The following is a 23,232-nucleotide window of genomic DNA, read 5'->3' on the forward strand; positions in this document are numbered from 1 at the left end:
CCGGCACGGTGCCCCCTGGGCAGCGGGCGGACGGCACCACACCCGGGCGTGCGCTGCGGCCGGGGTCCGCGCGGATCAGGAGGCACCCTTGCGACGCAGCTCGGCCGGCGACCCCGCAGACGGAGCGACCCGGTGACGGCGCTCGACGTCAGCCGCCAGGACCGCCGCCGGCTCACCACCGGCACGGCCCGCCGTCGACTCGTCACGGTGCGCACGGTCGCACTCCTGGCGTCGATCGCCGGTGTGAACTACGTCGTCTGGCGCTGGGCCGCCTCGGTGAACTGGCACTCCTGGTGGATCGCCGTGCCGCTCATCCTGGCCGAGACCTACAGCGTCATCGACTCGCTCCTGTTCGCGTTCGGGGCGTGGCGGTTGCGCGAGCGCGGTGAGCCCCCGACGAAGCCGTCCTCCGACGTCACGGTCGACGTCTTCATCACCACCTACAACGAGCCCGTCGAGATGGTCGTGCGCACGGCCCGTGCGGCGCAGGCGATCACGCACCCACACACGACGTGGATCCTCGACGACGGCAACCGCCCCGAGATGCGTGCGGCCGCCGACTCGCTCGGCATCGGTGTCATCACCCGCGGTGCCGACTGGATCGACCGTCCCCGGCACGCCAAGGCCGGCAACCTCAACAACGCCCTGCTCGCGACCCAGGGCGAGTTCCTGCTCATCCTCGACGCCGACCAGGTACCAGAGCCCGGCATCCTCGACCGCACGCTCGGGTACTTCAAGGACCCGCGGATGGCGCTCGTGCAGACGCCGCAGTGGTTCGAGAACGTTCCCGAGGCGGACCTGCTCGGCAGCCAGGCGCCGCTGTTCTACGGGCCGATCCAGCAGTCGAAGGACGGCTGGAACGCCGCGTTCTTCTGCGGGTCGAACGCGATCCTGCGGCGCGAGGCCCTGATGCAGCTCGGCATCTCCCGCTACGTGGTCGAGGTCGAGGCCTCGGTGCAGCGCACGATCACGACGTCGCGGAAGCTGCTGGCCCGTGCCCGTGAGACCGAGACGGACCCGCGGGTGCTCGGCGCTCTGGACGAGGCCGAAGCCGTCGTCGACCGCGCTCGCGACCAGGTCCGGGCCGGCGAACCGCTCGGCGACGTCACCTACGCGTTCCAGCGGGGGATCGACACGATCGCCTTCCGGTTCGCCGCCGCCGACCTCGAGTCGGTGCGGAACGACCTGCAGGAACTCGCCGCGATGTCGACCGACGCGAACACCTTCGCCGGGCTCGACGACGCCGCGCTCGACGTGCTCGGGCGGCGCGACGCATCGCCCGTGGCGGCCATCGAGTCGATCGCGGTCCTCGCACGGGCACTCGACGTCAACCGCGACGACGAGGCACAGCCGATCATGCCGCTGGCGACGATCTCGGTGACCGAGGACATGGCCACCGCCATGCGGCTGCACGGGCTCGGCTGGAAGTCGGCGTACCACGACGAGATCCTGGCGAAGGGCCTGGCGCCGGAGGACCTGCCGACCATGCTCGTGCAGCGGCTCCGGTGGGCGCAGGGCACCATGCAGGTGTTCTTCCGCGAGAACCCGCTGGTGCAGAAGGGGTTGTCCTGGGGGCAGCGCCTGATGTACTTCTCGACGATGTGGAGCTACCTGTCCGGGTTCGCCGCGATCGTGTACATCGCGGCCCCCGTGCTCTGCCTGTCGTTCGGCGTCGTCCCGGTGCAGGCCTACAGCGTCGACTTCTTCGCACGGTTGATCCCGTTCCTCGTGCTCAACCAGCTGCTGTTCTGGGTGGTGGCCGCCGGCAGACCCACGTGGCGCGGGCAGCAGTACTCGCTCGCGCTGTTCCCGGTGTGGATCGAGGCGGTGACGAGTGCGTTCGAGAACGTGTTCCGCGGCAAGCCGCTCGGGTTCCGGGTCACGCCGAAGGTGCGCGACGAGACCGAGCAGAAGCCCCGGTGGGACCTCGTCAAGCCGCAGCTCATCGCGATGGGGGCGCTGGTCGCGGCACTGCTGCTGATCGGCATCCGGTACCTGACCGGGCAGGCGTCGGGCATCGCGCCGCTCGTCAACACCGCGTGGGTCGTCTTCGACCTGTTCATCTTCAGCATCGTGATCCGGGCCGTGCTCTACCGCGGCCCGGGCACGGGAGTCCAGTCAGAGCACGAGTCGAGCACCGCCGGAGGACCACTGTGAACGCCGAGACCACCTTCGACGTCGCCGCGACGCCCGTGTCGCTCGACGAGGTCCAGGACCGCTTCGGCGCCTGGTGGGACGGCCTCGGCATCGACGACGTCCGGCTCCGCTTCGCGCTGGAGACCGCGCTGGCCGAGGTCGCCGCGAACATCGTCGAGCACACCGCGCGTTCCGACCAGGAGACCGGTCGGCGCTACACCGTGCGGCTCGAGTCGACCGAGCGGGCGCTCACCGCGGAGCTCACCGACAACGGTCTGCCCGTGGACATCGACCTGAGCGCCGTCACGATGGCCGACGTCGAGCAGGAGAGTGGACGCGGTCTGGCGCTCGCGATCGCCGCCCTCGACCGCCTGGAGCACCGGCACGAGCACGGGCACAACGTCTGGACGCTGGTGTGCGACCGTTGAGGCTGCTGGCGGCCCGCGTGGTCGCCGTCCTCGTCACGATCGCGACGCTCCTGCTCGGTGGTGCGCTGCCGGCGTCCGCGGTGACGGTGCACACGGCCGCGGCGACGGTGCACACGGCCGCGGCGACGGAGCCGGCGAGTGGGACGACCTGGTTCGGCCCGGACCTCGACTGGGGCGACGATTCCCCGGCGGGCTACGAGGGACGGCTCGGTGCGACGCCGTCGATGTACGGGGTGGAGATCGACTACCCGCTCGACCGCTCGGCCAGGCGGGAGCTCCTCCGTGCGACGCGTGCCGCGGCGACGCAGGGCGCGGTCCTCGTCGTGAGCCTCGAGCCCGGGCAGTCGCTCCGGTCACTCGACGCCGCCGATGCCCGCGCCGCGAACACCGCGTTCCAGGAGATCCACGACCAGTACGACACCCAGGTGCTCGTGCGGTTCGCGCCACAGATGAACGGCACGTGGGTGCGCTGGGGGCAGCAGCCGACCCAGTTCGTGCAGGCGTTCCGGACGCTCGCGACCGCGGTGCACGGCGGCGACTCCGACGCGCGCATGGTGTGGTCGCCGTCGTACGGCGCGGGGTACCCGTTCGGTGAGTCCGCGGGACGCCTGGCAGACCTCTCCGCGACCGACGTCGCGAAGCTCGACACGAACGGCGACGGCGAGCTGACCGCGGCCGACGACCCCTACGAGCCGTACTGGCCGGGCGACGCCTCGGTGGACTGGGTCGGCTTGTCGATGTACTACTTCGGCAAGGGCAAGTCGACCGAAGCCGCCGGTCGTGACGTCCCCCTCACCCGCAACGACGTGCCGGAGCGCGGCGAGGTCGAATCCCGGTTCGACGAGACGTGGGGCTACGAGCAGCAGCAGGCGGACAGCTTCTACGACCGGTTCGCCGTCGACGGCGACCGGTCGATGCTGCTCGACACCGGTGCGCTGTACGACCACACCCGCCGGGGCGATGCAGAGCTCCCGGTCAAGCAGGGCTGGTGGCGGCAGGTGATCGCCTCGGTCCAGGACCGCCCGTTGATCCGGGGCGTGACCTTCCTCGAGACGAACCGCCGCGAGCCCGAGGCCGGGAACCGTGTCGCCGACTGGCGTGACACGGCGGTGCCCGGGATCGCCGGTTCGTTCCGCACCGACCTCGAGCGGGGCGACCACTTCGCCTTCGGGCCCGTCACCGACCGCATCACCACGCAGCAGGGCAACGCCGCGACCGACCAGCAGTACGACACGGGCGGCGACCAGATGGCGTGGATCGTCTGGGTCGCCGTGGGCCTGGCGGTGGTGTTCCTGCTGAGCGGGTTGTTCGGCCGGTTGCTGCCGAGCTGGCGCTACCCCGACGACGGGAAACCCGGGCGCGACCTGCGGCTCGACCTGTTCCGCGGGTTCATCATCCTGGCGGTGGTGATCACCCACATCGAGATCGGCGGGCCGTACTCGTACCTCACGCTGCACGCGGTGGGTGCGATCACCGGTGCCGAGATGTTCGTGTTCCTGTCCGGCATGGTCCTCGGCATGACCTACCCGTTCGCCATCAAGAAGTTCGGCGAGTGGGCGGCCGCGATCGGGGCGTGGAAGCGTGCCCGCAAGCAGTACCTCGTCACGCTCGTGGTGATCGCGGTCGTCTTCGCGCTGAGCTTCGTCCCGTTCCTGAACACCGACGCGATCACGACGTTCACCGACCGGGGGACCGGCACCGGGGGCGTCGGTGCCGAGGGCCGGGTGTACGACCTGTACCCGAACGCGATGCAGCTGCTCGGCTACCCGCCGCCGTGGTACGCCATCCGACAGTTCCTGCTGCTCGAGATGGGCCCGTGGCCGTTCAACATCATGGGCCTGTTCGTGGTGCTGAGCCTGTTCATCCCACCGCTGCTCTGGCTGATCCGCCGCGGCTTCTGGTGGGTGGTGCTCGTCGTGAGCTGGGCGCTGTACGTGTTCCAGGCCCTCAACCCGGAGTTCCGCCCGCTGAACTCGCAGTTCGAGGCGGTCTTCCCGCTGCTCACCTGGCAGGTCGTGTTCACCCACGGCCTCGTGCTCGGGTACTACCGACGGCAGATCATCGGCGCGCTCACCGGGCGGCTCGGGAAGGTCCTGGTCGGCATCGGTGTCGGGGGTTACGCGGCGTTCCTGGTGTACGTCTGGGCGGCGAACCACGCCGGGTTCACACCGGTCCCGTTCCCGGCGTCGATGTACGAGGACCTGTACAACACGGCGTACCAGCGGGTCGACCTGCAGTGGGGCCGACTGGTCGACATCGCGTTCTTCGCGATCGTGTCGTACGCGATCCTGACGGTGTTCTGGAAGCCGATCTCGACGGCGATCGGCTGGCTCTGGATCCCGATCGGGCAGGCGAGCCTCTACGTCTTCGTGTGGCAGGTGTTCTTCGCGCTGGCGATCGCGTCGATCCCCGGCGTGCCGTGGGGCGACTTCTGGATCGGCTTCGTGGTGCACTCGGCGTTGATCCTGCTGGCCTGGTACATGGTCCGCAAGAAGTTCCTGTTCTCGGTCATCCCGCGTTGACGTGACCGCGGGACGGACGGGAGGCCCGTGGCGGCGTCGCCACGGGCCTCCCGTCCGTCCTTGGTCACGTCCACCGCACGCGCCGCGCCCGACAGGAGTGGTCGCGGTCCCGCGACTCGCCGCTCACGTCCGCCGAGGTTCCGATCCGGAGGCTGTCAGACGCCGACATGCCGGGATTTCGGAACCTCGGGGGAAGACGCGCGGGCGTGCCGGGCGTGCCGGCAGCCTACGGCGTGGGGACGGACGCGTTCAGGGCCTCGCGCACCGAACCCCACGTTGCCAGGCGGTCGCGGACCGCGTCGTGCCGCTCGGCGGCGAGTGCCTCGACGTGTGCGCGCTCGAGTACCTCGTCGATGACGATGCGCTGCCCGGTGCGGGTCGACGCGATCGCCGCCTCGACCATGGCGAGGCTCATGACGTTGCCGTGCACCTCGCCGTCCGGGGTCTCGCCGGAACGCACGGCGTGCACGAAGGACGTCAGCGCCCCGGCGATCTCGTGCCCGACGCTGGCGGCGGGCGACGGCGTGCCCGCGGTGCCGTCGAGGTCGCTGGACGGGTCGTGGTCGCCGTCCCACAGTGCCGTGCCGACCGCACCCGAGGCCCGCCAGTCGCCGTTCCACGAGGTCTCGGCCCCGGGTGCGCACCACGAGCCGTCGTACACGTACCGGATGTCGTCCTCGAAGGCGAAGACCGCTGCCGCCGCCGCGTCGCCGCGGTACCAGGACCACGACGGGTTCCACGACTCGCAGTACACCGACACCGGGTCCCGTTCGAGCACGTAGCGGGCGGAGTCGAACGCGTGGATCGCCATGTCGAGCAGCAGGACGTCGTCCATCTGCTCGCGGAAGCCGCCGAAGTGCGGAGCCTTGGCGAACCGGGTGCCCAGGCCGCCGATCGCGCCCAGGCCGCGCACGTGCTGGCGGAACGCGACGAGCTGGTCGTTGTAGCGCCGCGACTGCGACACCATGAACAGCTTGCCGGTGGCCTCGGCGGCCGCGGCGAGCGACAGTGCCTCGGCGACCGTCTGCGCTGCGGGTTTCTCGCCGAGCACGGGGAGTCCGGCGTGCAGCGCCTGCAGCGTGACGGGGTGGTGCGCGACCGGGACGGTGATGTCGAGCACCGCCTGTGCACCGGTCTCGGCGGCGAGCACGGTCAGGTCGGTGCCGACGGGGATGCTCGGGTCGCCGGCGTGTTCGGCACCGGCCCGGGCAGCGTCGAGGTCGAGGTCGACGATGCCGACCAGCTCGACGTCGGGGTCGTCGGCGACGGTGCCGAGCCAGGCCCGACCCATGCCCCCGGCGCCGACCTGCAGGACGCGGAGCGCGGTCACGCCTGCGCCCCGGCGTGGTCGTCGACGGGGGCGTCGCCGACGGCGGCGTCCTCGACAGGGGCGTCCTCGACGGGCGCGTCGTCGAACGGGCCGCGGTAGTGCTGCCCCTCGAAGTACTCGCCCAGGTCGTAGCGGCGGAGCGTCGGGATCTCACGCTCGCGCTCCGGCCGCGCCCACTCGGTCGCGTTCGCGATCACGCGGCGGACGTCCTTGTGGTGGTACACGGGGAAGTCCTGGTCGCCGGGCGAGAAGTAGAAGATCTTCCCCAGGCCGCGGCGGTACGTCATGCCGCTCCGGAACACCTCGCCGCCGGTGAAGCCCGAGATGAACACGAGCTCGTCGGGGGTCGGCACGTCGAAGTACTCGCCGTACATCTCCTGCTCGGGGATGACGATCGGGTTCGGGACGCCACGGGTGATCGGGTGCTGCGGGTTGACGGTCCAGACGAGTTCCTGGTCGTGCTCGCTCCGCCAGCGCAGGGTGCACGTGGTGCCCATCAGCTTGCCGAAGATCTTCGACCAGTGGCCGGAGTGCAGGACGACCAGGCCCATGCCGGACAGGACGTGCTTGTGCACCCGGTCGACCACGGCGTCGTCGACGTCCTGGTGCGCGGCGTGCCCCCACCAGGTCAGGACGTCCGTCGCGGCCAGGACCTCGTCGGTCAGGCCGTGCTCGGGTTCCTGCATGGTGGCGGTCCGGACGACGGCATCGGGCAGGTTCTCGCGGATGCCGTCGGCGATCGCGCCGTGCATGCCGTCGGGGTACCGCTCGGCGACGTGCTGCTCGACCTGCTCGTGGACGTTCTCGCCCCAGACGGTGATGCGCAGCGGGGTGGTGGTCATGGTGTGCCTTTCAGACGGTGGTACGTGGTGGCGTCGGTCCGGGGCCGTCACTTGACGGCACCGCCGAGGGCACCAGCGGAGATGTACTTCTGCGCGAAGATCAGCAGGACGGCAGCGGGCAGGGACGCCAGCACCGAGGTCGCCATGACGGGTCCCCAGTCGGTGACGTTCGAGCCGATGTAGTTGTAGATGCCGAGCGTGATCGGTCGCACTGCGGTCGTCGACGTCAGGGTCAGTGCGATGAGGAAGTCGCCCCACGCGCCGAGGAACGTGAAGAGCGCCGCGGTGACGATGGCGTTCCGGCTGATCGGCACGACGATCGACACGAACGCCCGGAAGTCGCTGGCGCCGTCGACCAGTGCGGCCTCGACCAGGCTCGGCGGGATCGACTCCATGAACGCCCGCATGAGCAGGATGGCGAACGGCACCTGGACCGCGCTGTCGGCCAGGATCAGCCCGACGTAGCTGTTGAGCAGCCCGATGTTGTTGAACAGCGTGTACAGCGCGTTCGCGATCACGATCGCCGGGATCATCTGGGTGATGAGCAGCACGAGCAGGAACACCCGGCCGCCGCGCATCCGGAACCGGGCCAGCCCGTAGGCGGCCGGCGTCGCGATGGCCAGCGTCAGCAGGACGGTTCCGAGGCCGATGATCATGCTCGACAGGAAGTTCTGTCCCTGCTGGGCGAACGCGGCCTCGTACCCGGCGAAGGTCGGGGAGAACGGGAACCACGTCGCCGTGGCGGCCCCGGACGTCGCCTGCAGGCTGGTGTTCACCATCCAGTAGACGGGGAACACCATGATCGCGAGGAACACGCACCCGAGGATCGTGAACGGGATGCCCTTGGCAGAACCGCGCGGGCGGGGTGCCCGGGTGGTCCGCTTCGTCGTGATCGCGCGGGTGGCGGTGACGGTCTGGTTCGCGAGTCCGACGCTCATTCGTCGACCGCCTTCCGGGAGATCGCGATGTAGACCATCGCGAAGACGAACGAGACGACGATGAGCACGTTGCTCACCGCGGCTCCGATGCCGAACTGGAAGTTGATGAACGACTGGTGGTATGCGTTCGTGGCGAGGGTCTGCGTCGAGTTCGCCGGCCCGCCGCCGGTCAGGCCGAGGATGATGTCCACGACCTTCAACGTGTAGACGACCCCGAGCACGACCACGACGCTGACCACCGACCGGATGCTCGGCCACGTGATGTACCAGAACGCCTTGAACCCGGTGGCGCCGTCGAGCGACCCGGCCTCGTAGAGCTCCGGCGGCACGGACTGCAGACCGCTGTAGAGGATCGTCGTGTTGAACGGGATGCCGAGCCACACGTTGACGCCGATGACGGCGATGAGCGCGAGGCTCGGGCTGACCAGCCACGGGACCGGGGCGATGCCCACCAGGCCGAGGAGCTGGTTGAGTGCCCCGCTGTCCTGGTCGAGCAGCCACTTCCACACCGCGCTCGAGGCGATGAGCGGCAGGAGCCACGGCAGGAGCAGGAGCCCCCGCAGGAAGCCCGACAGCGGGAAGTGCCGACGGAAGAACAGCGCGAGGCTCAGCCCGATGACGAACTGCAGGATGATCGAGCCGGCCGTGAACAGGGCGGTGTTCACGAGGCTCGTCGTGAAGACCGAGCTCTGGAACACCGAGATGTAGTTGCCGAGTCCCACCCAGGGGGCCTCGCCGGTGAAGAAGGTCGCCGTCGTGTAGTCCTGGAAGGACATGATGATGTTCTTCACCACGGGGTAGCCGAAGAAGACGGCCACGAAGACCGCCGCTGGCACCACGAAGAGCCATCGGGTCACGCCGGATCGGAACCGGGCTCGTCGTTGCCCGGGTCGGGGTGTCGTCACGGGCGGGATCGTCCGTGGTCGTGTCTGTGTCGAGGCGCTCACGCCGGGTCCTTTCCTGCACGCCGGAGGGAGCCGACCGGTCGGCCGGCTCCCCGTGGACTACTGCTCTTGCGACTGCGCCTGCTTGAGCGCTGCCTCGGGGCTGGCCTTGCCGGTGAGGGCGAGCTGGACGGCGGTGTAGATCTTCGTGGCGGCCTTGGGCCAGTCGGGTCCGAGTTCACCGGTGCGGGCGCGGGCGGTCTGCACCGTGGTGACGAAGGACGCGACCTGCGGGTGGTCCTTCGCCCAGGCGGCGCCGGCCTCGAGGTTGGTCGGCACGTTGCCGCTGACCTCGGACAGGGTCTTCTGCATCTTCTGCGAGTGGAGGCAGCCGACGAACTTGCCGGCGAGCTGCATCTTGTCCTTGTCGCCGGTCTGCGGGACGGTGAACGCCTCGCCGCCGAGCGGTGCGACCGTGGCGTCGCCGGTGCGCGTCGGGATCGGGACGCTGTCGAACTCGAGGCTCTTCTTCTCGTTGAGCGCCGGCAGCTGCCAGGGACCGTTGATCATCATCGCGGCCTTGCCGGCCAGGAACTGGTTGTTGACGTCCGCCTGGGCCCAGTTGATCGAGCTCTTCGACATCGAGCCGTCGTCCTGCAGGTCCTCGACGAGCTGCAGCGCCTGGGTGGCGTCCGCGGTGGCGATGTCCTTCTCGTCGCCGCCGTTCGACCAGAAGAACGGCAGGAACTGCCAGGTGCCCTCGTACGTGTTGATGTTGCTCATCGCGAAGCCGTAGGTGGACCCGCTCGTGAGCTTCTTCGCCGCGGCCTTGAGCTCGTCCCACGTCTTGGGCGGCTGGACGCCGGCGTCCGCCAGGAGCTTCTTGTTGTAGTAGAGCGCGATGGAGTTCGTGTTCGACTGCAGGCCGTAGAGCTTGCCCTTGTAGGTGCTCGCCGCCTTCACGCCGGGGACGTCGCCGTCGGCGTCCAGACCGTAGTCGGACAGGTCGGACAGGGCACCGGAGGAGGCGATCTGCTGGACGTCGGGGTTGTCGAGCATGAGGACGTCGGGCAGCGTCTTCGACGATGCCTGCTGCAGCACCTTCGCGATCAGACCGGCGCCGGCGACGTGGTTGATCGTGACCGTCGCGCCGACCTCCTTCGCGCACTGCTTGTAGACCGGGTTGTAGTTCGCGTCGTAGTAGTCCTCGATCGTCAGGGCCTTGCTGCCGCCCGACGAGGCCGATCCGGAGCCGGAGCAGCCGGACAGGACCAGGGGGATCGTGGCGACGACGGCGACTGCGCCGACGAGGGCGCGCGTCCGGCGGGACATGGAGGGGAATCTTTGCTTCATTGCAGAGCTCTTCTCTTGACGGGTGCTGGGGCAGGCACGCATCGACGAGGCCGCTGACGTCATCGTCGCTGTGCTCCTGGGGCGAGAAGCTAACAGATAAGCGCTTCACCTGTAAAGCGCTTTTCTGACTTCCCGCGCGCTAGGATCAGCGCCATGGCCACGATGCAGCAGGTCGCCGATCGGGCGGGGGTCTCGATCGCCACCGTGTCCTTCGTGGTGAACGGGACGAAGTACGTGACCCCCGGCACGACCGCGCGGGTGAAGACCGCGATGCGCGAGCTGAAGTTCCGCGGCAACGTCGTCGCCCGGGCCCTGGCGAGCCGGCGGACCCGGATCATCGCGCTGCTGTTCCCGACCACCGGCAACCGCTTCAGCCCGACCACCTCGCAGTTCTTCATGAGTGCGGCGGAACGGGCGTCCGAGCGGGGCTACCACCTGGTGCTCTGGCCGGTGGACCCCGCTGGAGACGACCTCGACGACCTCGTCTCGGGTGGGCTCGTGGACGGCGTCATCCTGATGGAGGTGCGGATGGACGACCCCCGCGTCGCCGTCCTCACCGACCTCGGCGTGCCGTTCACCCTGATCGGCCGGACCCGCGACAGCAGCGGTCTGCCCTTCGTCGACATCGACTTCGAGACGACCATCGAGGACAGCCTCGACCACCTCGAGACGCTCGGGCACCGCCGCTTCGGACTCGTGCTCGAGGACCTCGAGGGCACCCCGATGGCCGGCTACGCCCCACACCTGCGCGTCGAGGCGACCTTCCGGCGCGAGATCGCCGAGCGCGGGCTGGCCGGGACGGTCGTCACCGCCGGGCCGGGCAGCGACGGCGGACGGCAGGCCACGAGCGACCTGCTCGCGGCGGACCCCGACGTCACGGCGCTGCTCGTGATGAAGGACGACTCGTCCGCCGGCGTCCTGGTCGGCCTCTACACCGCCGGGCGGCGGGTCCCCGAGGACGTCTCCGTGCTCAGCATCGCGTCGTCCGAGGCCAACGCCGACCAGCACTACCCGCGGCTGTCGACGATGGTCGCCCCCGGCCAGGAGCTCGGGATCCGGGCCGCCGACGCCCTCATCGAGCAGCTCGACGGCACGTCCGACGACCTGCCGCACTTCCTGCTGCCGTGCACGCTCCGCACCGCGGAGTCCACGGCCCCCGCCCCCGCCTGACCACCTGACCACCTGCCGACCCCGCCCGCGAAAGCGACAGATCTCGGCGAACGGTTCGCGGCACACTGTCGCTTTCGCAGCACTGACGGGGGCACCTGCGCGCGTTCTGTCGCTTTCGCGACCACCTGCCGGACTGGAGGCGCGGGTCGTCCCCGCCACGGGCCTCCAGGCCGCCGCCCCGCGGCCCCACATCCCCACCCGCGAAAGCGACAGATCCCTGCGAACGTTCCGCGGCAGGGTGTCGCTTTCGCGACAGCGACCGAGCCGCCAGCGGCAGAGTGTGCCCGCCGTCGCCCACCCCGAGACTCGGCCATGCCGCCGTCGCCCACCCACCGGGCGCTCAGGGTCCGTTGGTTGTGTGGACGCACAGGTTCGCAGCACCACACGTCGAGGAGGACGGATGGCCATCGACCGCAGGATGTTCCTGCTCGGGGGAGCGGGGGTGCTGCTCCTCGCGGGTTGCTCCACCCGCCCCGAGCGCACGCTGGTCCAGGACTGGCCCACCGACCCGCCGGAGGGCGAGGCGACGATCAGCTGGTGGGCGGGCCAGGTCGCCTCGAAGGACGGCGGTGACCTGCGGCGCCGGCTCATCGCCGAGTTCCAGAAGGAGCACCCGAACATCCGGGTGCGCATCGTGAGCGCCCCGAGCGACACGGACACGAACCGGACGAGCCTGACGACGCAGATCGCGGCCGGCAGCAGCACGCCCGACGTCTACCTCGGTGACGTCGCGTGGCCCGGGCAGTTCGCGAAGAACAAGCTCGCGACCCCCGTGAACCAGCTCGTGGGCGAGGACTTCTTCGACCAGTTCCCCGAGGGCCTGCGGCAGGCGGCGAGCGTCGACGGGACGTACTACATGTTCCCGCTCTACATCGACGAGTCGTTCTTCCTGTACCGGAAGGACCTGCTCGCGAAGCACTCCCTGCAGGTGCCGGGGTCGTGGGAGGAAGTGCGCGAGACGGCCGCGAAGCTCGTCGACACCGGTGACGTCAGCTACGGATTCGCGTTCCAGGGCGACGTGTACGAGGGCCTCACCTGCAACGTCACCGAGTTCGTCGCGGACGCCGGCGGCTCGCTGCTCAACGACGACCTGACGAAGCCCGAGACGACGAGCTCGGAGACGAAGCGAGCGTTCGAGTTCATGCGGTCCCTGATCACGGACGGTGCGAGCCCCCGGGCCACGCTGACCTACCAGGAGCAGGACACGAACGACGCCTTCTCGGGCGGCCGGGCGGCGTTCCTGCGCAACTGGTCGTACGCGTGGGGCATCGCGAACGGTCCGGACAGCCGGGTCGCGGGCAAGGTCGGGCTCGCCGCCCGTCCCACGTTCGACGGGCAAGACGAGCACCACTCGACCATCGGCGGGTGGGGGAACTACATCAACCCGCACACGCAGCAGCCCGCGGCGGCACTGACGTTCGCACGCTGGATGTCGAGCGAGACCGCGCAGCAGTTCCTCACCCGCGAGGGCGGGGTCCTGCCGGCCCGGTCGGCGAGCCTCGTCAGCGCGGACGCCAAGTCCCAGAAGCGCCCGACGTACGACACCGCGGCCGGCATCACGCTCGTGCCCCGCCCGACCTCGACGGCGTACTACCCGAAGGTGTCGCAGGGCGTCTACCAGAACGGCAACAGCATCCTCGGCGGCCAGGCCTCGGTGGACGGCGGCATCAGCACGATGGCCTCCGCCATCGCGCTCGCCCTGAAGGGCGAAGCGCTGTGAGCGCCGACACCGCGACGCGGCAGCAGACCAGGCCTGGAGGCGCGGGTCGGGTCGATCCGCCGCCTCGCCTGACCGGGCGGTCGCGTCTCGACCGCATCCGCGCACGGGGTGCGTGGGGCTTCGCGGCCCCGGCGCTCCTGGTCGTGGCGGCGGTGACGATCTTCCCGGTGGTGTACTCGATCGTCCTGAGCTTCGCGGACGTCGAGGTCGGCTACGAGGGCTTCACGATCCAGTCGTTCGGGCTCGACAACTACGCGGCCCTGCTGCAGAGTGCCGACTGGTACCGGGCGCTCGGCTTCACGGTGCTCTACACGGTCGTGACCGTCTCGGTGGAGCTCGTGCTCGGGATGCTCGTCGCCCTCGTGCTCGAGCGGCTCGGGGCCACGCGCGGCTGGATGCTCGCGCTCATGCTCATCCCGTGGTCGCTCGTCACCATCGTCAACGCGCAGCTGTGGAAGTACATCTACGACAGCACCTACGGCGTCGCGACGTGGTTCTTCGGCCTGTTCGGGGACGCCCCGGTGATCCTCGGCGAACCGGTGCCCGCGATCACGGGCCTGATGGTCGCGGACATCTGGAAGACGACGCCGTTCGTGGCGATCATCCTGCTCGCCGGGCTCGTGCAGATCTCCGAGGACCACTACGAGGCAGCGGAGCTCGACGGCGCGAGCACCTGGCAGACGTTCTGGCGGGTGGTGCTGCCGCAGCTCACCCCGACCCTGACGATCGCGGTGCTGTTCCGCATCCTGCAGGCGTTCGGCGTCTTCGACCTGCCGTTCGTGCTGACGAACGGCGGACCGGGCACCGCCACCCAGTCGCTCGCGATCATGGGCTACAAGGTCCTGTTCCAGGACATCAACATCGGCCCGGGCGCGGCGATCGCGACGTCCACCGCGATCATCGTCGCGGCCGGGTGTCTGCTGTTCCTCCGGGCGTTCCGGAACCAGGCGAAGGGAGGGGATGCCTGATGCCCCGTCAACGTGTGCGCAAGGGCTGGCGCAAGTGGGTCAACACCGTCAACGTCAGCGGCGTCGTCATCGCGGTGCTCACCGCGCTGCCGCTGTACTGGCTGGTGTCGACGTCGCTCAAGCCGGCGTCCGAGATCGGGCAGTCGCCGCCCACCGCGTTCCCGCAGTCGTTCACCCTCGACAACTTCGTGGTGGCCTTCCGCGACAACGCGCTCGGGCAGTACATGGTGAACAGCGTCATCGTCTCGGTGTCGACGACGGTGATCGTGCTCGCGCTGGCGTTCCTGGCGGGCTACGCGCTCGCCGGCCGGTGGATCAAGGGCCGTACGGCGATCATGACGTCACTGCTCATGCTGTCGGTGTTCCCGGCGATCGCGGTGCTCACGCCGCTGTACCTGCTCGAGCGCAACCTCGGACTGCTCAACTCGTACCCGGGCCTGATCGTGCCGTACGTCGCGTTCAACCTGCCGTTCGCTATCTGGATCATGCGGAACTACCTGGTCGGGATCCCCTCGACGATCGAGGAAGCGTCCGAAATCGACGGGGCCGGGGCCTGGCGCACCGTGCTCAGCGTGATCCTGCCGATGGCGAAGCCGGGCCTGTTCACGGTCGGCGTCTTCACGTTCACAGCGTCGTGGAGCGAGTTCCTGATGGCGCTGACGTTCAACAGCGAGAACTCGTTCCGGACGATCCCGGTCGGCATCGCGCTGTTCGGCACGCAGTTCACGGTGCCGTTCGCGCAGATCTTCGCGGCGAGCGTCGCGGCGACGGTGCCGATCGTGATCCTGGTGCTCGTCTTCCGCCGCTCGATCGTGTCGGGGCTCACCTCCGGTGCCGTCAAGGGGTGACGCGTCCATTGATTCCTGAGGGATAGTCCGCCAGGATCGGAGCAGACGTCGACGGCGACGGCCAGGACCAACCACCCCGGCCGTCGCCGCCACCGATCGGCGTCACGGATCAGGAGACACGTCATGGCTGACAGCACTGCGCCCCCGCGCGCCCGCAACCACGGCCGTCGCGCCGCGGACGACACCGCCCGCCGCTCCCGGCGTCGCAACCGGGCGTTCGCGCTCGCTGCCGGCGGGGTCCTCGTCATCGGCGGTGCGGGTTACACGCTCGCGTCGTGGACGGACACCGAGTGGGTGTTCGGCGGCAACGGCTCGGGCGGGCCGGGCGTGGGGACGTCCGGGTTCGAGGTCGAGCAGAACGTCACGGCGCCGTTCGCCGCGGCGGGCTTCACCTCGGACGAGACGAACCCGGGCCAGGCGCTCCGGTTCACGGTCGACGCGCTCGCCCTGTCGCCGGGCACCGCGACCTACGCCCCCGTCGCGCTCCGCACCACCGCCGACTCGATCGCCGGCGACCTGGTGCTCCGGGCAGCGGTCCCGGCGTCCGGGGTCACGGTCTCCGATGCCGACGATCTGCTGTGGGACGCCCTGCAGGTCCGGGTCGCCGCGATCACGGACACCACCGCCGTGTGCGACGCCACCGCGTTCGACGTGCCGTGGACGAGCGTCGCGTCCGGGCCGCTCGGCACGGCTGCCGCGACGATCGCGCGGCCCCTCGCCGCGGCCGGCGGGTCGACGCAGGTGTACTGCTTCGAGGTCTCGCTGCCCGCGTCGCCGACCCTGCCCGCCGGCACGTCGGTCGACGCGCTCCAGGGGCGGACGGCCGCGCCCGCGTGGCAGTTCGCCGCCGAGTCCGACTGAGCGCGGCCGTGCGCGGCTCCACCGCGCCGACGTCCTCCGACGAGGGCGTGGCGCCGCCCCGTCGTCCCGCCGACCGCGTCCGCTCCGTCGTCCTGACGGTCGCCGGCGCGGTCGGGCTCACGTGCCTGCTCGCCTGGGCCGCCGTGGCGTTCACCGGACTGTCGTTCGTCGTCGTCACGACCGGGTCGATGGCCCCGACGATCCCCGCGGGTGGGCTCGCCATCACGCACCGCGTCCCCGCGGCCGAGATCACCGACGGGGACGTCGTCACGGTCCCACGTGCGGGGTCGGCCCTGCCCGTCACCCACCGGGTGGTCGCGGTGGACCGGGTCCCGGGGGACTCCGCGGCGCGGTCGCTGACCCTGCGGGGCGACGACAACGCCTCCGACGACCGCGACCCGTACGTCGTCCGGCACGCCGGACTCGTGCTGGCGCACGCCCCCGGCCTGGGCTCGGTGCTCGTCGTGGTCACGAGTGCCCCGGCCCGCGGGCTGGCGGTCGCGTTCGTCGGCGTGCTCGTCGCGTGGGCGTTCTGGCCGGCCCGGCGGGAGGACTCGTGACCCGCGTCCTCGCCACCTCCGCGGCGGTCGCCGCGGTGCTCGTCGGTGCGACCGGGATCGGCACGACGGCGGTGGCCGTCGCCGCGACGGACTGGAGGCCCGTGGCCGAGACCGGCACGCCGGGCCGGTTGGCGCTGCACACCGGTCCGGAGCCCCTCGTGCTGCCCGGGGCGGGGAACGACGCGGACGTCACGTGGCAGGTGCGGACGAGCGTCGACGAGCCCGGCCCGGTCACCCTCGACCTGCAGCTCACGGGGCGGGGCGGCCTGCCGGGCGGGACCGACGGCGTGCTCGTGTCGGTCGCGACGTGCGACCAGCCGTGGGCGGACCCGTCCGGAGCCCCCACGTGTGGCGGGCCGACGGCCGCCCTCGTCGACACGGTCCCCCTCGTCGACTGGGCGACCTCCGCGCCGTCGGTCCGTGTGCCCGACCCGGACGGCGACGGCTCGGCGTACCTGCTCGTCCGGCTGTCCCTCGGTGACGCCGCGACCACGGTGCCCCGGACCGCCGAGGTCGGCGTCGGCGTGACCGCCCGCGGCGGGGACCCCGTCGTGCCCGGACGCCCGGCGCACGGCAGCGGCGAACGCGACGGAGACGGCGTTGGCGTCGGCCCGGCCGTGCTCGCGATGACGGGTGGCGGGTTCGCGGGGCCGGTGCTCGTCGCGGTCGCGGCCCTGCTCACCGGCGTCGCCCTCCGGCTCCGACGCCCCAGGAGCCGGTCGTGAGCCGGCGTCCGCTGCACCTGCGCCCTGGCCGGATCGCGGTCGTCACCGGCATCGTCGTCGCAGCAGCCCTGGTCACGCCCACCGCCGTCCCGAGCACCGCGTCGTGGTCGGACCGCGAGTGGGCGCACGGGGCCGTGGGGACGTCGTCGTTCGACTGCGGCGCCGACGCGGACTACACGTCGACGGCCTCGAGCCGGTTCCTGGGCGGGAGCATCGCCGGCATCGACCTCGACGACGTCGCCACGGTGCGCGGGGTCGACGTCGCGAAGACCGGCGCCGCACCGGCATCGGTCGAGCCGGCCACCGCGCCCGAGCTCGGCACCGGCGGCCGCCCGTTCACGCAGGCGTTCGGCAACCCGCTCGACGTCGGGCTGCTCGGCGACGTGGCGGGCATCGACCTCACCGGTCTCGGCCTCGGACTGCCGGCCGGTTCGGCGGGCGCGGTGAACCAGGTCGCGACGGCGTCGGGCACCGGTGACGCGGTGGCGGCATCCGGGCTCGTCGCGGACTCCGGTGGCGTGCTCGTCACACCGACGACCCCGTCCGGCGACCTGCCTGACCCGGCGTCGATCACGCTCGACCGCGCGCTGCCGGGCATCGCGGACGTCACCGACGTGGGGCTCGACGTCGGAGCCGTCGGTGCGAGTGCGCAGCTCGCCGGGTGCGACGCGATCAGCGACGACGTGTGGGGCGCGGTCGTCCAGCGCACGCTCGCGACGAACCTGCGGGCCGCAGTGCAGCAGGTCGCTGCCGACAGCGGGCCCGCCGGGCTCGAGCGCGACTACGGGATCGCGAGCCTCGACCTCCGTGTGGACAGCCCGCTCGTCGGCGCGCTCGTCACGGCGGTGAACGACACCGTGGTGCAGCTCGACGCCGCGGTCGACGCGCTCGGCGGGCAGGACGGGGTGCTCGCACGGACGATCAACCAGGGCGTGCTCGGGGTGCTCGGCGGGCTCACCGGCAGCCTCGGGCTCGGCACCATCGGGGGCACGGTCGAGATCACCGGGCCGGACCTGGCGGGCGCGGTCGCGCCGCTGCTCGCCGAACCCGTGCAGGACGCCGGGGGCACGCTGTCGCTCGACCTGTCGGCCGGATCCGTCCGGGTCGACCTCGCGCACCTGCTCGGCGACGACGAGCAGGGGCTCAACGACCTGCCCCCGAACCACGAGGTGGTGCTCGACGCCGTCACCCTCGGTGCGCTGGCCGACCGGCTCGGGCAGGTCGTGGACGCCTGGGCGGGGAAGATCACGACCGCCCTGACGACCGCGCTCGGGTCCCTGCACGTCCGGATCGCGCTCGCCGCCGACCTCAGCGCGCCCCTGGTGCTCGGCATCCGCGTGAAGATCGCCACCCTGTCGATCGGCGTCGACACCGGGGTCGCGGCGCTCATGGCTGGGCAGACGAAGCTGTCGGTCGGGGTCGCGCTGCTCGGACTCGACCTGGGTGGCCTGCTCGGGGTCGTCACCGGCCTCGCCACGTCGCTCGTGAACCCGTTGACCCAGGCGGTGGCGGGGACGCTCACGACCCGGTTGTTCGCGCTCGTCGGGACGCTCGGCACGACGCTGACGACGACGATCGGCGGCCCGGTCGTCCGTGCGCTCGGGACGGTCCTCGCGCGGCTGCCCGGGGTGCTCTCGCTCCGGGTGAACGTGCAGCGGGACCTCGCGGCCGCCCCGACCCCGGCCGGCCGTGCGACGACCGGGCAGTACACGCAGACCGCACTCCGCCTGTCGATCGCGGACGCCCTGGTGCCCGGGGGACTGGCCCGCGTCGACCTGGCCAGCGCCGTGGTGGGGCCGAACTCGGTGTCGCTCGTCGGAACGGTCCGCCCCCGAGATAGGTAGCATCGTTACCTAGCTGCGCATGGTGGACAATCGCCGGAGTCGCACGCTGACCGCCCGTAATCTGCCGTCAGGGGCTCGGGGCGCCGAGGTCGACGGCCGCGATGATGCGGTCGACGATCCGGACGAACCGGACCCTGTCCCGTTCCGAGAAGGAGGCCAAGAGCTCGTGCAGGTGCTTGTTCGTGCCGTCCATGGCGATCGAGTAGTCGCGTCTGGCGGTCTCGGTCAGCTCGATGTGGCGACTCCGCCCGTCGGCCGGGTTCGGCACGCGGCTGAGGTGCCCGCTCTGTTCGAGCCGGTCCACCATGCCGGTCACCGCCGGGCCGGTCAGGCCGAGGTGCTTCGCGAGGTCCTTCACGCGGACGGTCCGGTCGGCCGCTTCGGCGCGGGACACGAACTGCAGCACGGTCAGGTCGCTGCCGGAGACGTCGAGCTGGTCGCGCAACCGCGCCCGCAGTGCGGACACTGCTGCTTCGAGTCGGGTCAGCGCCGCCACGAGGTCGAGATCGCTCACGAGCACGCCCCCTTCGAACCGATCGGGTCCGCGCCACCGTACGCCGTGCTCACCGGGTCAGCGTATCCACATAACGAGTCGCACGGTCAGGTTCGGGTGTCCGGCACGGGGGCGATGCACCGTGACTGACACGTACGAGGCCCCACCTGCCGGCGGACGCACGAGCGAGTCGGTGCGCTTCGAGGTGTCCGGCACCGATCCGGAGTCGGCGGCGCGCGACCTGGCCACGGTGCACGGCGCCGAGCAGTGGTCCGCCCAGCAGACCGGCAGCGAGTTCGTCTACCGCTACACCGCGGTCGGCGACACGGAGATCAGCATCCGTCGGTCCCAGATGCGCGGCGTGCTGCGCGGTGCGATGCCGATCAGCACCGACTACATCGTCGCGTGGATGACGAGCGGCAGCGCCCACCTCGACGTCGCCGGGCAGCGGGTGGACCTGCACCGGAACGTGCCGACGCTCCTGCCCTGCGACACCGCGTTCGTCTTCGCAGCCGAGGACCACGACCAGCGCCTGGTGCACCTCGACCGGGAGCTCGTGCACCGGATCGCCGGCGAACAGCTCGACCTGGGGGACCGGCCGCTCCGCTTCGACCACGCGCGCGAACCGGACAAGGCGATGTACGGCCGGTGGCAGGGTGCCCTCGCCGCGCTGTCCCGCGCGCTCCGTGTGGGCGGTCCGGACTCGGAGACCTGGACCGAGGCGAAGTCGCTCGCGATCGCCGCGTTCCTCGAGACCTTCCCGCCGCAGCTCGACGACCTGCCGGCGGAACTGGCCCTGCCGCGGAACGCCCGGCTGCGCGCCGCCGTCGAGTACGTCCACGCGCACGCGTCCGAGACCGTGACCATCGCCGACCTCGCCGCGGTGGCCGGCCTGAGCGTGCGGTCCGTGCAGGAGTCGTTCCGTCGGGTGTTCGACGTGTCGCCGCTCACCTACCTGCGGGACGTCCGTCTGGACCGCGTGCGCAGCGAGCTCCTCGCACTCGACCCGCAGGTCGGAGCGATCGGGGACGTCGCCCGACGCTGGGGGTTCGCGCACCTGGGCCGGTTCTCGGCGTCGTACGCAGCCAGGTTCGGCGAGTACCCGAAGCAGACCCTGCGCCGCTAGCCGGGGGTCAGGCCCACGGCGCGGGGCCGGTGCTGGAACGCACCCGCAGCGTGGTCGACAGACGGACGTGGTCCGACGCGGCTTCACCACGGAGCATCGTCAGCAGCATCTCGACCGCGCGGGACCCGAGTTCGGCAAGCGGCTGCGACACGGTGGTGAGCGGCGGGGTGGTGATCGACGCCTGGGGGACGTCGTCGAACCCGACGACGGACAGGTCCTCCGGCACCCGCAGGCCGAGCTCCGCCGCGGCTCGCAGCACGCCGACGGCCGACGAGTCGTTCGCGGCGAACACCGCGGTCGGCCGGTCGTCCAGCGTGAGCAGGTCCCGTGCCACGGCCGCGGACTGCTCCTCTTGGTAGTCGCCGTCACGGACGAGCCGCTCGTCGATCGTGAGTCCGGCGGCGGTCAGTGCGGAGCGGTACCCGGCCTCGCGCAGCTGGGCGGACGCCAGGTCGACGCGGCCCCGCAGGTGCGCGATCCGGGTGTGCCCGAGCGCGAGCAGGTGCTCGACGGCCTGGACCGCCCCGCCCTCGTTGTCGGCGTCGACCGTCGCGTGGCCCTCGGGCCCGGTGTGCGGGTCGATCGCGACGACCGGGATCGACGAGCTCGACAGGGCCGTGGTCGGGGTGACGACGATGGCGCCGTCGATGAGGGTGCCGGACAGGCGTGACAGCGACCGGCGTTCCCAGCCCGGACGGTCGGCGCCGGTCATCAGGCCGGCGTAGGCGAGCAGCTCGTAGCCGGTGCCGGTCGTCGCGCTCGAGATGCCGCGCAGGAGCTCGGTCGAGAACGGCTCGAACTCGGGTACCAGGATCCCGACGACCCCGGTGCGGGAGCTCCGCAGGCTGCGGGCGACCAAGGACGTCTCGTAGCCGAGGTCGGCGACGACCTGCTGCACGCGGATCATCGTGGCCGCGGCGACGCCGTCGCGCTGGTTGATGACCTTCGACACGGTGGGGATCGAGACCCCCGCGACCCGTGCGACGTCGCCGATCGTCACCCGGCCGGCACCGGGACGCGCGCCGAGTGCCGAGTCCATGTGCTCACCGTACCGCTGATGGAGCGTCGAAACGGCTTAGAAAACGTTATCGATATCGATTGACAAGCGGCAGGAGCACCTGGCACGCTCTCCGCAGCGGCAGTGGATGTCGCTGCATGTCAACGACGACACGAGGAGTTCCACGATGACGAGGAAGATCCGTGCCGCGGCAGCCATCGCGCTGATCGGGGCGACAGCACTGGTGGCCACGGGCTGCTCGGCAGGCGGCAACGCGGCCGACGACGGCAACGGGAAGGTCACGATGACCTTCTGGCACAACTCCACCACCGGACCGGGCAAGGCCTACTGGGCCTCGACGGTCAAGGCGTTCGAGGCGAAGTACCCGAACGTCACCATCAAGACCCAGGCGATCCAGAACGAGGACCTGGACGGCAAGCTGCAGACCGCGCTCAACTCGGGCGACGGGCCGGACGTCTTCCTGCAGCGCGGTGGCGGCAAGATGGACGCGATGATCGCCGCCGGGCAGCTCATGGACATCTCCGACTCCATCAGCGCCGACGCGAAGAAGTCGATCAGCGCCGGGACGTTCGCGGGCTACGAGAAGGACGGCGCCACCTACGCCATGCCCGGGGCCGTGCTCCCCGAGGGCATCTGGTACTCGAAGGACCTGTTCCAGAAGGCCGGGATCGACGGCACCCCGACGACGATGGACGAGCTGAACGACGACATCGCGAAGCTCAAGGCCGCCGACATCGACCCCGTCGCGGTCGGTGCGAAGGACGCCTGGCCCGCCGCGCACTGGTACTACAACTTCGCGCTGCGCGAGTGCAGCCAGAAGACGCTCGAGGGCGCGGCGAAGTCGCTCAAGTTCGACAACGCCTGCTGGACGAAGGCCGGCGAGCAGCTCGAGGACTTCAACGCCACCGAGCCGTTCAACAACGGCTTCCTGACGACCGCTGCCCAGCAGGGTGCCGGCAGCTCCGCCGGTCTGCTGGCCAACCACAAGGCCGCCATGGAGCTCATGGGGGCGTGGGACCCGGGCGTGATCAGCTCGCTCACCCCGGACGGCAAGCCGCTGGCCGACCTCGGCTGGTTCCCGTTCCCGACCATCGACGGTGGCAAGGGTGACCCGAAGTCGATGATGGGCGGCGTCGACGGCAACTCCTGCTCGGCGAAGGCCCCGAAGAAGGCCTGCACGGACTTCCTGAACTTCATCGTGCAGAAGGACAACCAGGAGGCCTACTACACGGCGTTCCAGGCCATCCCGGTCAACCAGGAGGCCCAGTCGGTCGTCGACGCGGACTACCTCAAGTCGGCCCTCGCCGCCTACCAGGACGCCCCGTTCGTCTCGCAGTACCTGGACACCCTGTACGGCCAGAACGTCGGCAACGCGCTGAACACCAGCGTCGTCGACCTGCTCGCCGGCAAGGGCAGCGCGAAGGACATCGTGGACACCACCAACCAGGCTGCGGCCAAGGGCTGAC

Annotated in this window: 20 protein-coding genes; 13 read left to right on the top strand and 7 right to left on the bottom strand. The window is 70.8% G+C overall.

All coding sequences use genetic code 11. The features are described 5' to 3' along the window. The first annotated feature begins 132 nt into the window (after positions 1-132). Genes EDF40_RS02810 through opgC form a run of 3 tightly spaced genes read left to right on the top strand, consistent with a single transcriptional unit; the run spans position 133 to position 5,086 of the window. Entirely contained in the window at positions 133-2,157 is a 2,025-nt protein-coding gene (locus tag EDF40_RS02810) for a glycosyltransferase (RefSeq protein WP_395861570.1), read from the top strand. Continuing rightward, entirely contained in the window at positions 2,154-2,564 is a 411-nt protein-coding gene (locus EDF40_RS02815) for an ATP-binding protein (protein WP_185002695.1), read from the top strand. Before EDF40_RS02810 ends, EDF40_RS02815 begins: the two co-directional genes overlap by 4 nt. Then, positions 2,552-5,086 (top strand): OpgC domain-containing protein, encoded by a 2,535-nt coding sequence (gene opgC, locus EDF40_RS02820; RefSeq protein WP_148062185.1) that lies wholly within the window; start codon positions 2,552-2,554, stop codon positions 5,084-5,086. The genes EDF40_RS02815 and opgC overlap by 13 nt, the downstream gene beginning before the upstream one ends. Positions 5,087-5,312: 226 nt before the next feature. Here opgC and EDF40_RS02825 read toward each other — a convergent pair whose 3' ends face one another. The 5 genes from EDF40_RS02825 to EDF40_RS02845 all read right to left on the bottom strand — a co-directional run bounded on the left by EDF40_RS02825 (position 5,313) and on the right by EDF40_RS02845 (position 10,412). Beyond that, positions 5,313-6,416 (bottom strand): Gfo/Idh/MocA family protein, encoded by a 1,104-nt coding sequence (locus EDF40_RS02825; protein ID WP_260213485.1) that lies wholly within the window; start codon positions 6,414-6,416, stop codon positions 5,313-5,315. Next, on the bottom strand, positions 6,413-7,258 hold the full coding sequence (locus EDF40_RS02830; protein WP_260213486.1) for a ThuA domain-containing protein: 846 nt from the start codon (positions 7,256-7,258) through the stop codon (positions 6,413-6,415). Before EDF40_RS02830 ends, EDF40_RS02825 begins: the two co-directional genes overlap by 4 nt. Positions 7,259-7,305: 47 nt before the next feature. Beyond that, entirely contained in the window at positions 7,306-8,196 is an 891-nt protein-coding gene (locus EDF40_RS02835) for a carbohydrate ABC transporter permease (RefSeq protein WP_111084887.1), read from the bottom strand. Further along, positions 8,193-9,053 (bottom strand): carbohydrate ABC transporter permease, encoded by an 861-nt coding sequence (locus EDF40_RS02840; RefSeq protein WP_111084886.1) that lies wholly within the window; start codon positions 9,051-9,053, stop codon positions 8,193-8,195. Before EDF40_RS02840 ends, EDF40_RS02835 begins: the two co-directional genes overlap by 4 nt. Before the next feature lie 147 nt (positions 9,054-9,200). Continuing rightward, a complete protein-coding gene (locus EDF40_RS02845) occupies positions 9,201-10,412 on the bottom strand; it encodes a sugar ABC transporter substrate-binding protein (RefSeq protein WP_123340583.1) in 1,212 nt (403 codons plus the stop codon). Between the two features lie 174 nt (positions 10,413-10,586). Between EDF40_RS02845 and EDF40_RS02850 the strand changes: the two genes are divergently transcribed. From EDF40_RS02850 to EDF40_RS02885, 8 genes are all read left to right on the top strand, one after another. Beyond that, complete coding sequence (locus tag EDF40_RS02850; RefSeq protein WP_185002698.1) at positions 10,587-11,603, top strand: LacI family DNA-binding transcriptional regulator; 1,017 nt, start codon at positions 10,587-10,589, stop codon at positions 11,601-11,603. A gap of 400 nt (positions 11,604-12,003) precedes the next feature. Beyond that, complete coding sequence (locus EDF40_RS02855) at positions 12,004-13,323, top strand: ABC transporter substrate-binding protein (protein WP_123340584.1); 1,320 nt, start codon at positions 12,004-12,006, stop codon at positions 13,321-13,323. Next, positions 13,320-14,291 (top strand): carbohydrate ABC transporter permease, encoded by a 972-nt coding sequence (locus tag EDF40_RS02860; RefSeq protein ID WP_185002700.1) that lies wholly within the window; start codon positions 13,320-13,322, stop codon positions 14,289-14,291. The genes EDF40_RS02855 and EDF40_RS02860 overlap by 4 nt, the downstream gene beginning before the upstream one ends. Next, the gene (locus EDF40_RS02865) at positions 14,291-15,139 is read left to right on the top strand and encodes a carbohydrate ABC transporter permease (RefSeq protein ID WP_228504701.1); all 849 of its coding nucleotides are present in this window, start codon (positions 14,291-14,293) and stop codon (positions 15,137-15,139) included. The genes EDF40_RS02860 and EDF40_RS02865 overlap by 1 nt, the downstream gene beginning before the upstream one ends. A gap of 123 nt (positions 15,140-15,262) precedes the next feature. Continuing rightward, positions 15,263-16,000 (top strand): acyl-CoA dehydrogenase, encoded by a 738-nt coding sequence (locus EDF40_RS02870; protein ID WP_260213487.1) that lies wholly within the window; start codon positions 15,263-15,265, stop codon positions 15,998-16,000. A gap of 8 nt (positions 16,001-16,008) precedes the next feature. Further along, complete coding sequence (locus EDF40_RS02875; protein WP_123340586.1) at positions 16,009-16,560, top strand: signal peptidase I; 552 nt, start codon at positions 16,009-16,011, stop codon at positions 16,558-16,560. Then, positions 16,557-17,285 (top strand): hypothetical protein, encoded by a 729-nt coding sequence (locus EDF40_RS02880; RefSeq protein WP_123340587.1) that lies wholly within the window; start codon positions 16,557-16,559, stop codon positions 17,283-17,285. Before EDF40_RS02875 ends, EDF40_RS02880 begins: the two co-directional genes overlap by 4 nt. Continuing rightward, a complete protein-coding gene (locus EDF40_RS02885; RefSeq protein ID WP_123340588.1) occupies positions 17,282-19,129 on the top strand; it encodes a choice-of-anchor G family protein in 1,848 nt (615 codons plus the stop codon). The genes EDF40_RS02880 and EDF40_RS02885 overlap by 4 nt, the downstream gene beginning before the upstream one ends. 67 nt (positions 19,130-19,196) lie before the next feature. On the opposite strand, the gene EDF40_RS02890 is transcribed toward EDF40_RS02885, so the two are convergent. After that, positions 19,197-19,643 carry a MarR family winged helix-turn-helix transcriptional regulator gene (locus tag EDF40_RS02890; RefSeq protein WP_123294672.1) on the bottom strand — a complete coding sequence of 149 codons (447 nt, stop codon included), beginning with the start codon at positions 19,641-19,643 and terminating at the stop codon, positions 19,197-19,199. A 121-nt stretch (positions 19,644-19,764) separates the two neighbouring features. Between EDF40_RS02890 and EDF40_RS02895 the strand changes: the two genes are divergently transcribed. Then, positions 19,765-20,748 carry an AraC family transcriptional regulator gene (locus EDF40_RS02895; RefSeq protein ID WP_185002702.1) on the top strand — a complete coding sequence of 328 codons (984 nt, stop codon included), beginning with the start codon at positions 19,765-19,767 and terminating at the stop codon, positions 20,746-20,748. A gap of 7 nt (positions 20,749-20,755) precedes the next feature. Here the strand turns inward: EDF40_RS02895 and EDF40_RS02900 are convergent, their stop codons facing one another. After that, positions 20,756-21,787 (bottom strand): LacI family DNA-binding transcriptional regulator, encoded by a 1,032-nt coding sequence (locus tag EDF40_RS02900; RefSeq protein ID WP_123340591.1) that lies wholly within the window; start codon positions 21,785-21,787, stop codon positions 20,756-20,758. A 145-nt stretch (positions 21,788-21,932) separates the two neighbouring features. Here EDF40_RS02900 and EDF40_RS02905 point away from each other — a divergent pair, with 145 nt between their 5' ends. Then, on the top strand, positions 21,933-23,231 hold the full coding sequence (locus EDF40_RS02905) for an ABC transporter substrate-binding protein (protein WP_123340592.1): 1,299 nt from the start codon (positions 21,933-21,935) through the stop codon (positions 23,229-23,231). Position 23,232: the final 1 nt, after the last annotated feature.

Origin of the sequence: Curtobacterium sp. PhB170 (genome assembly GCF_003752345.1) — a bacterium.
Lineage (GTDB): Bacteria > Actinomycetota > Actinomycetes > Actinomycetales > Microbacteriaceae > Curtobacterium.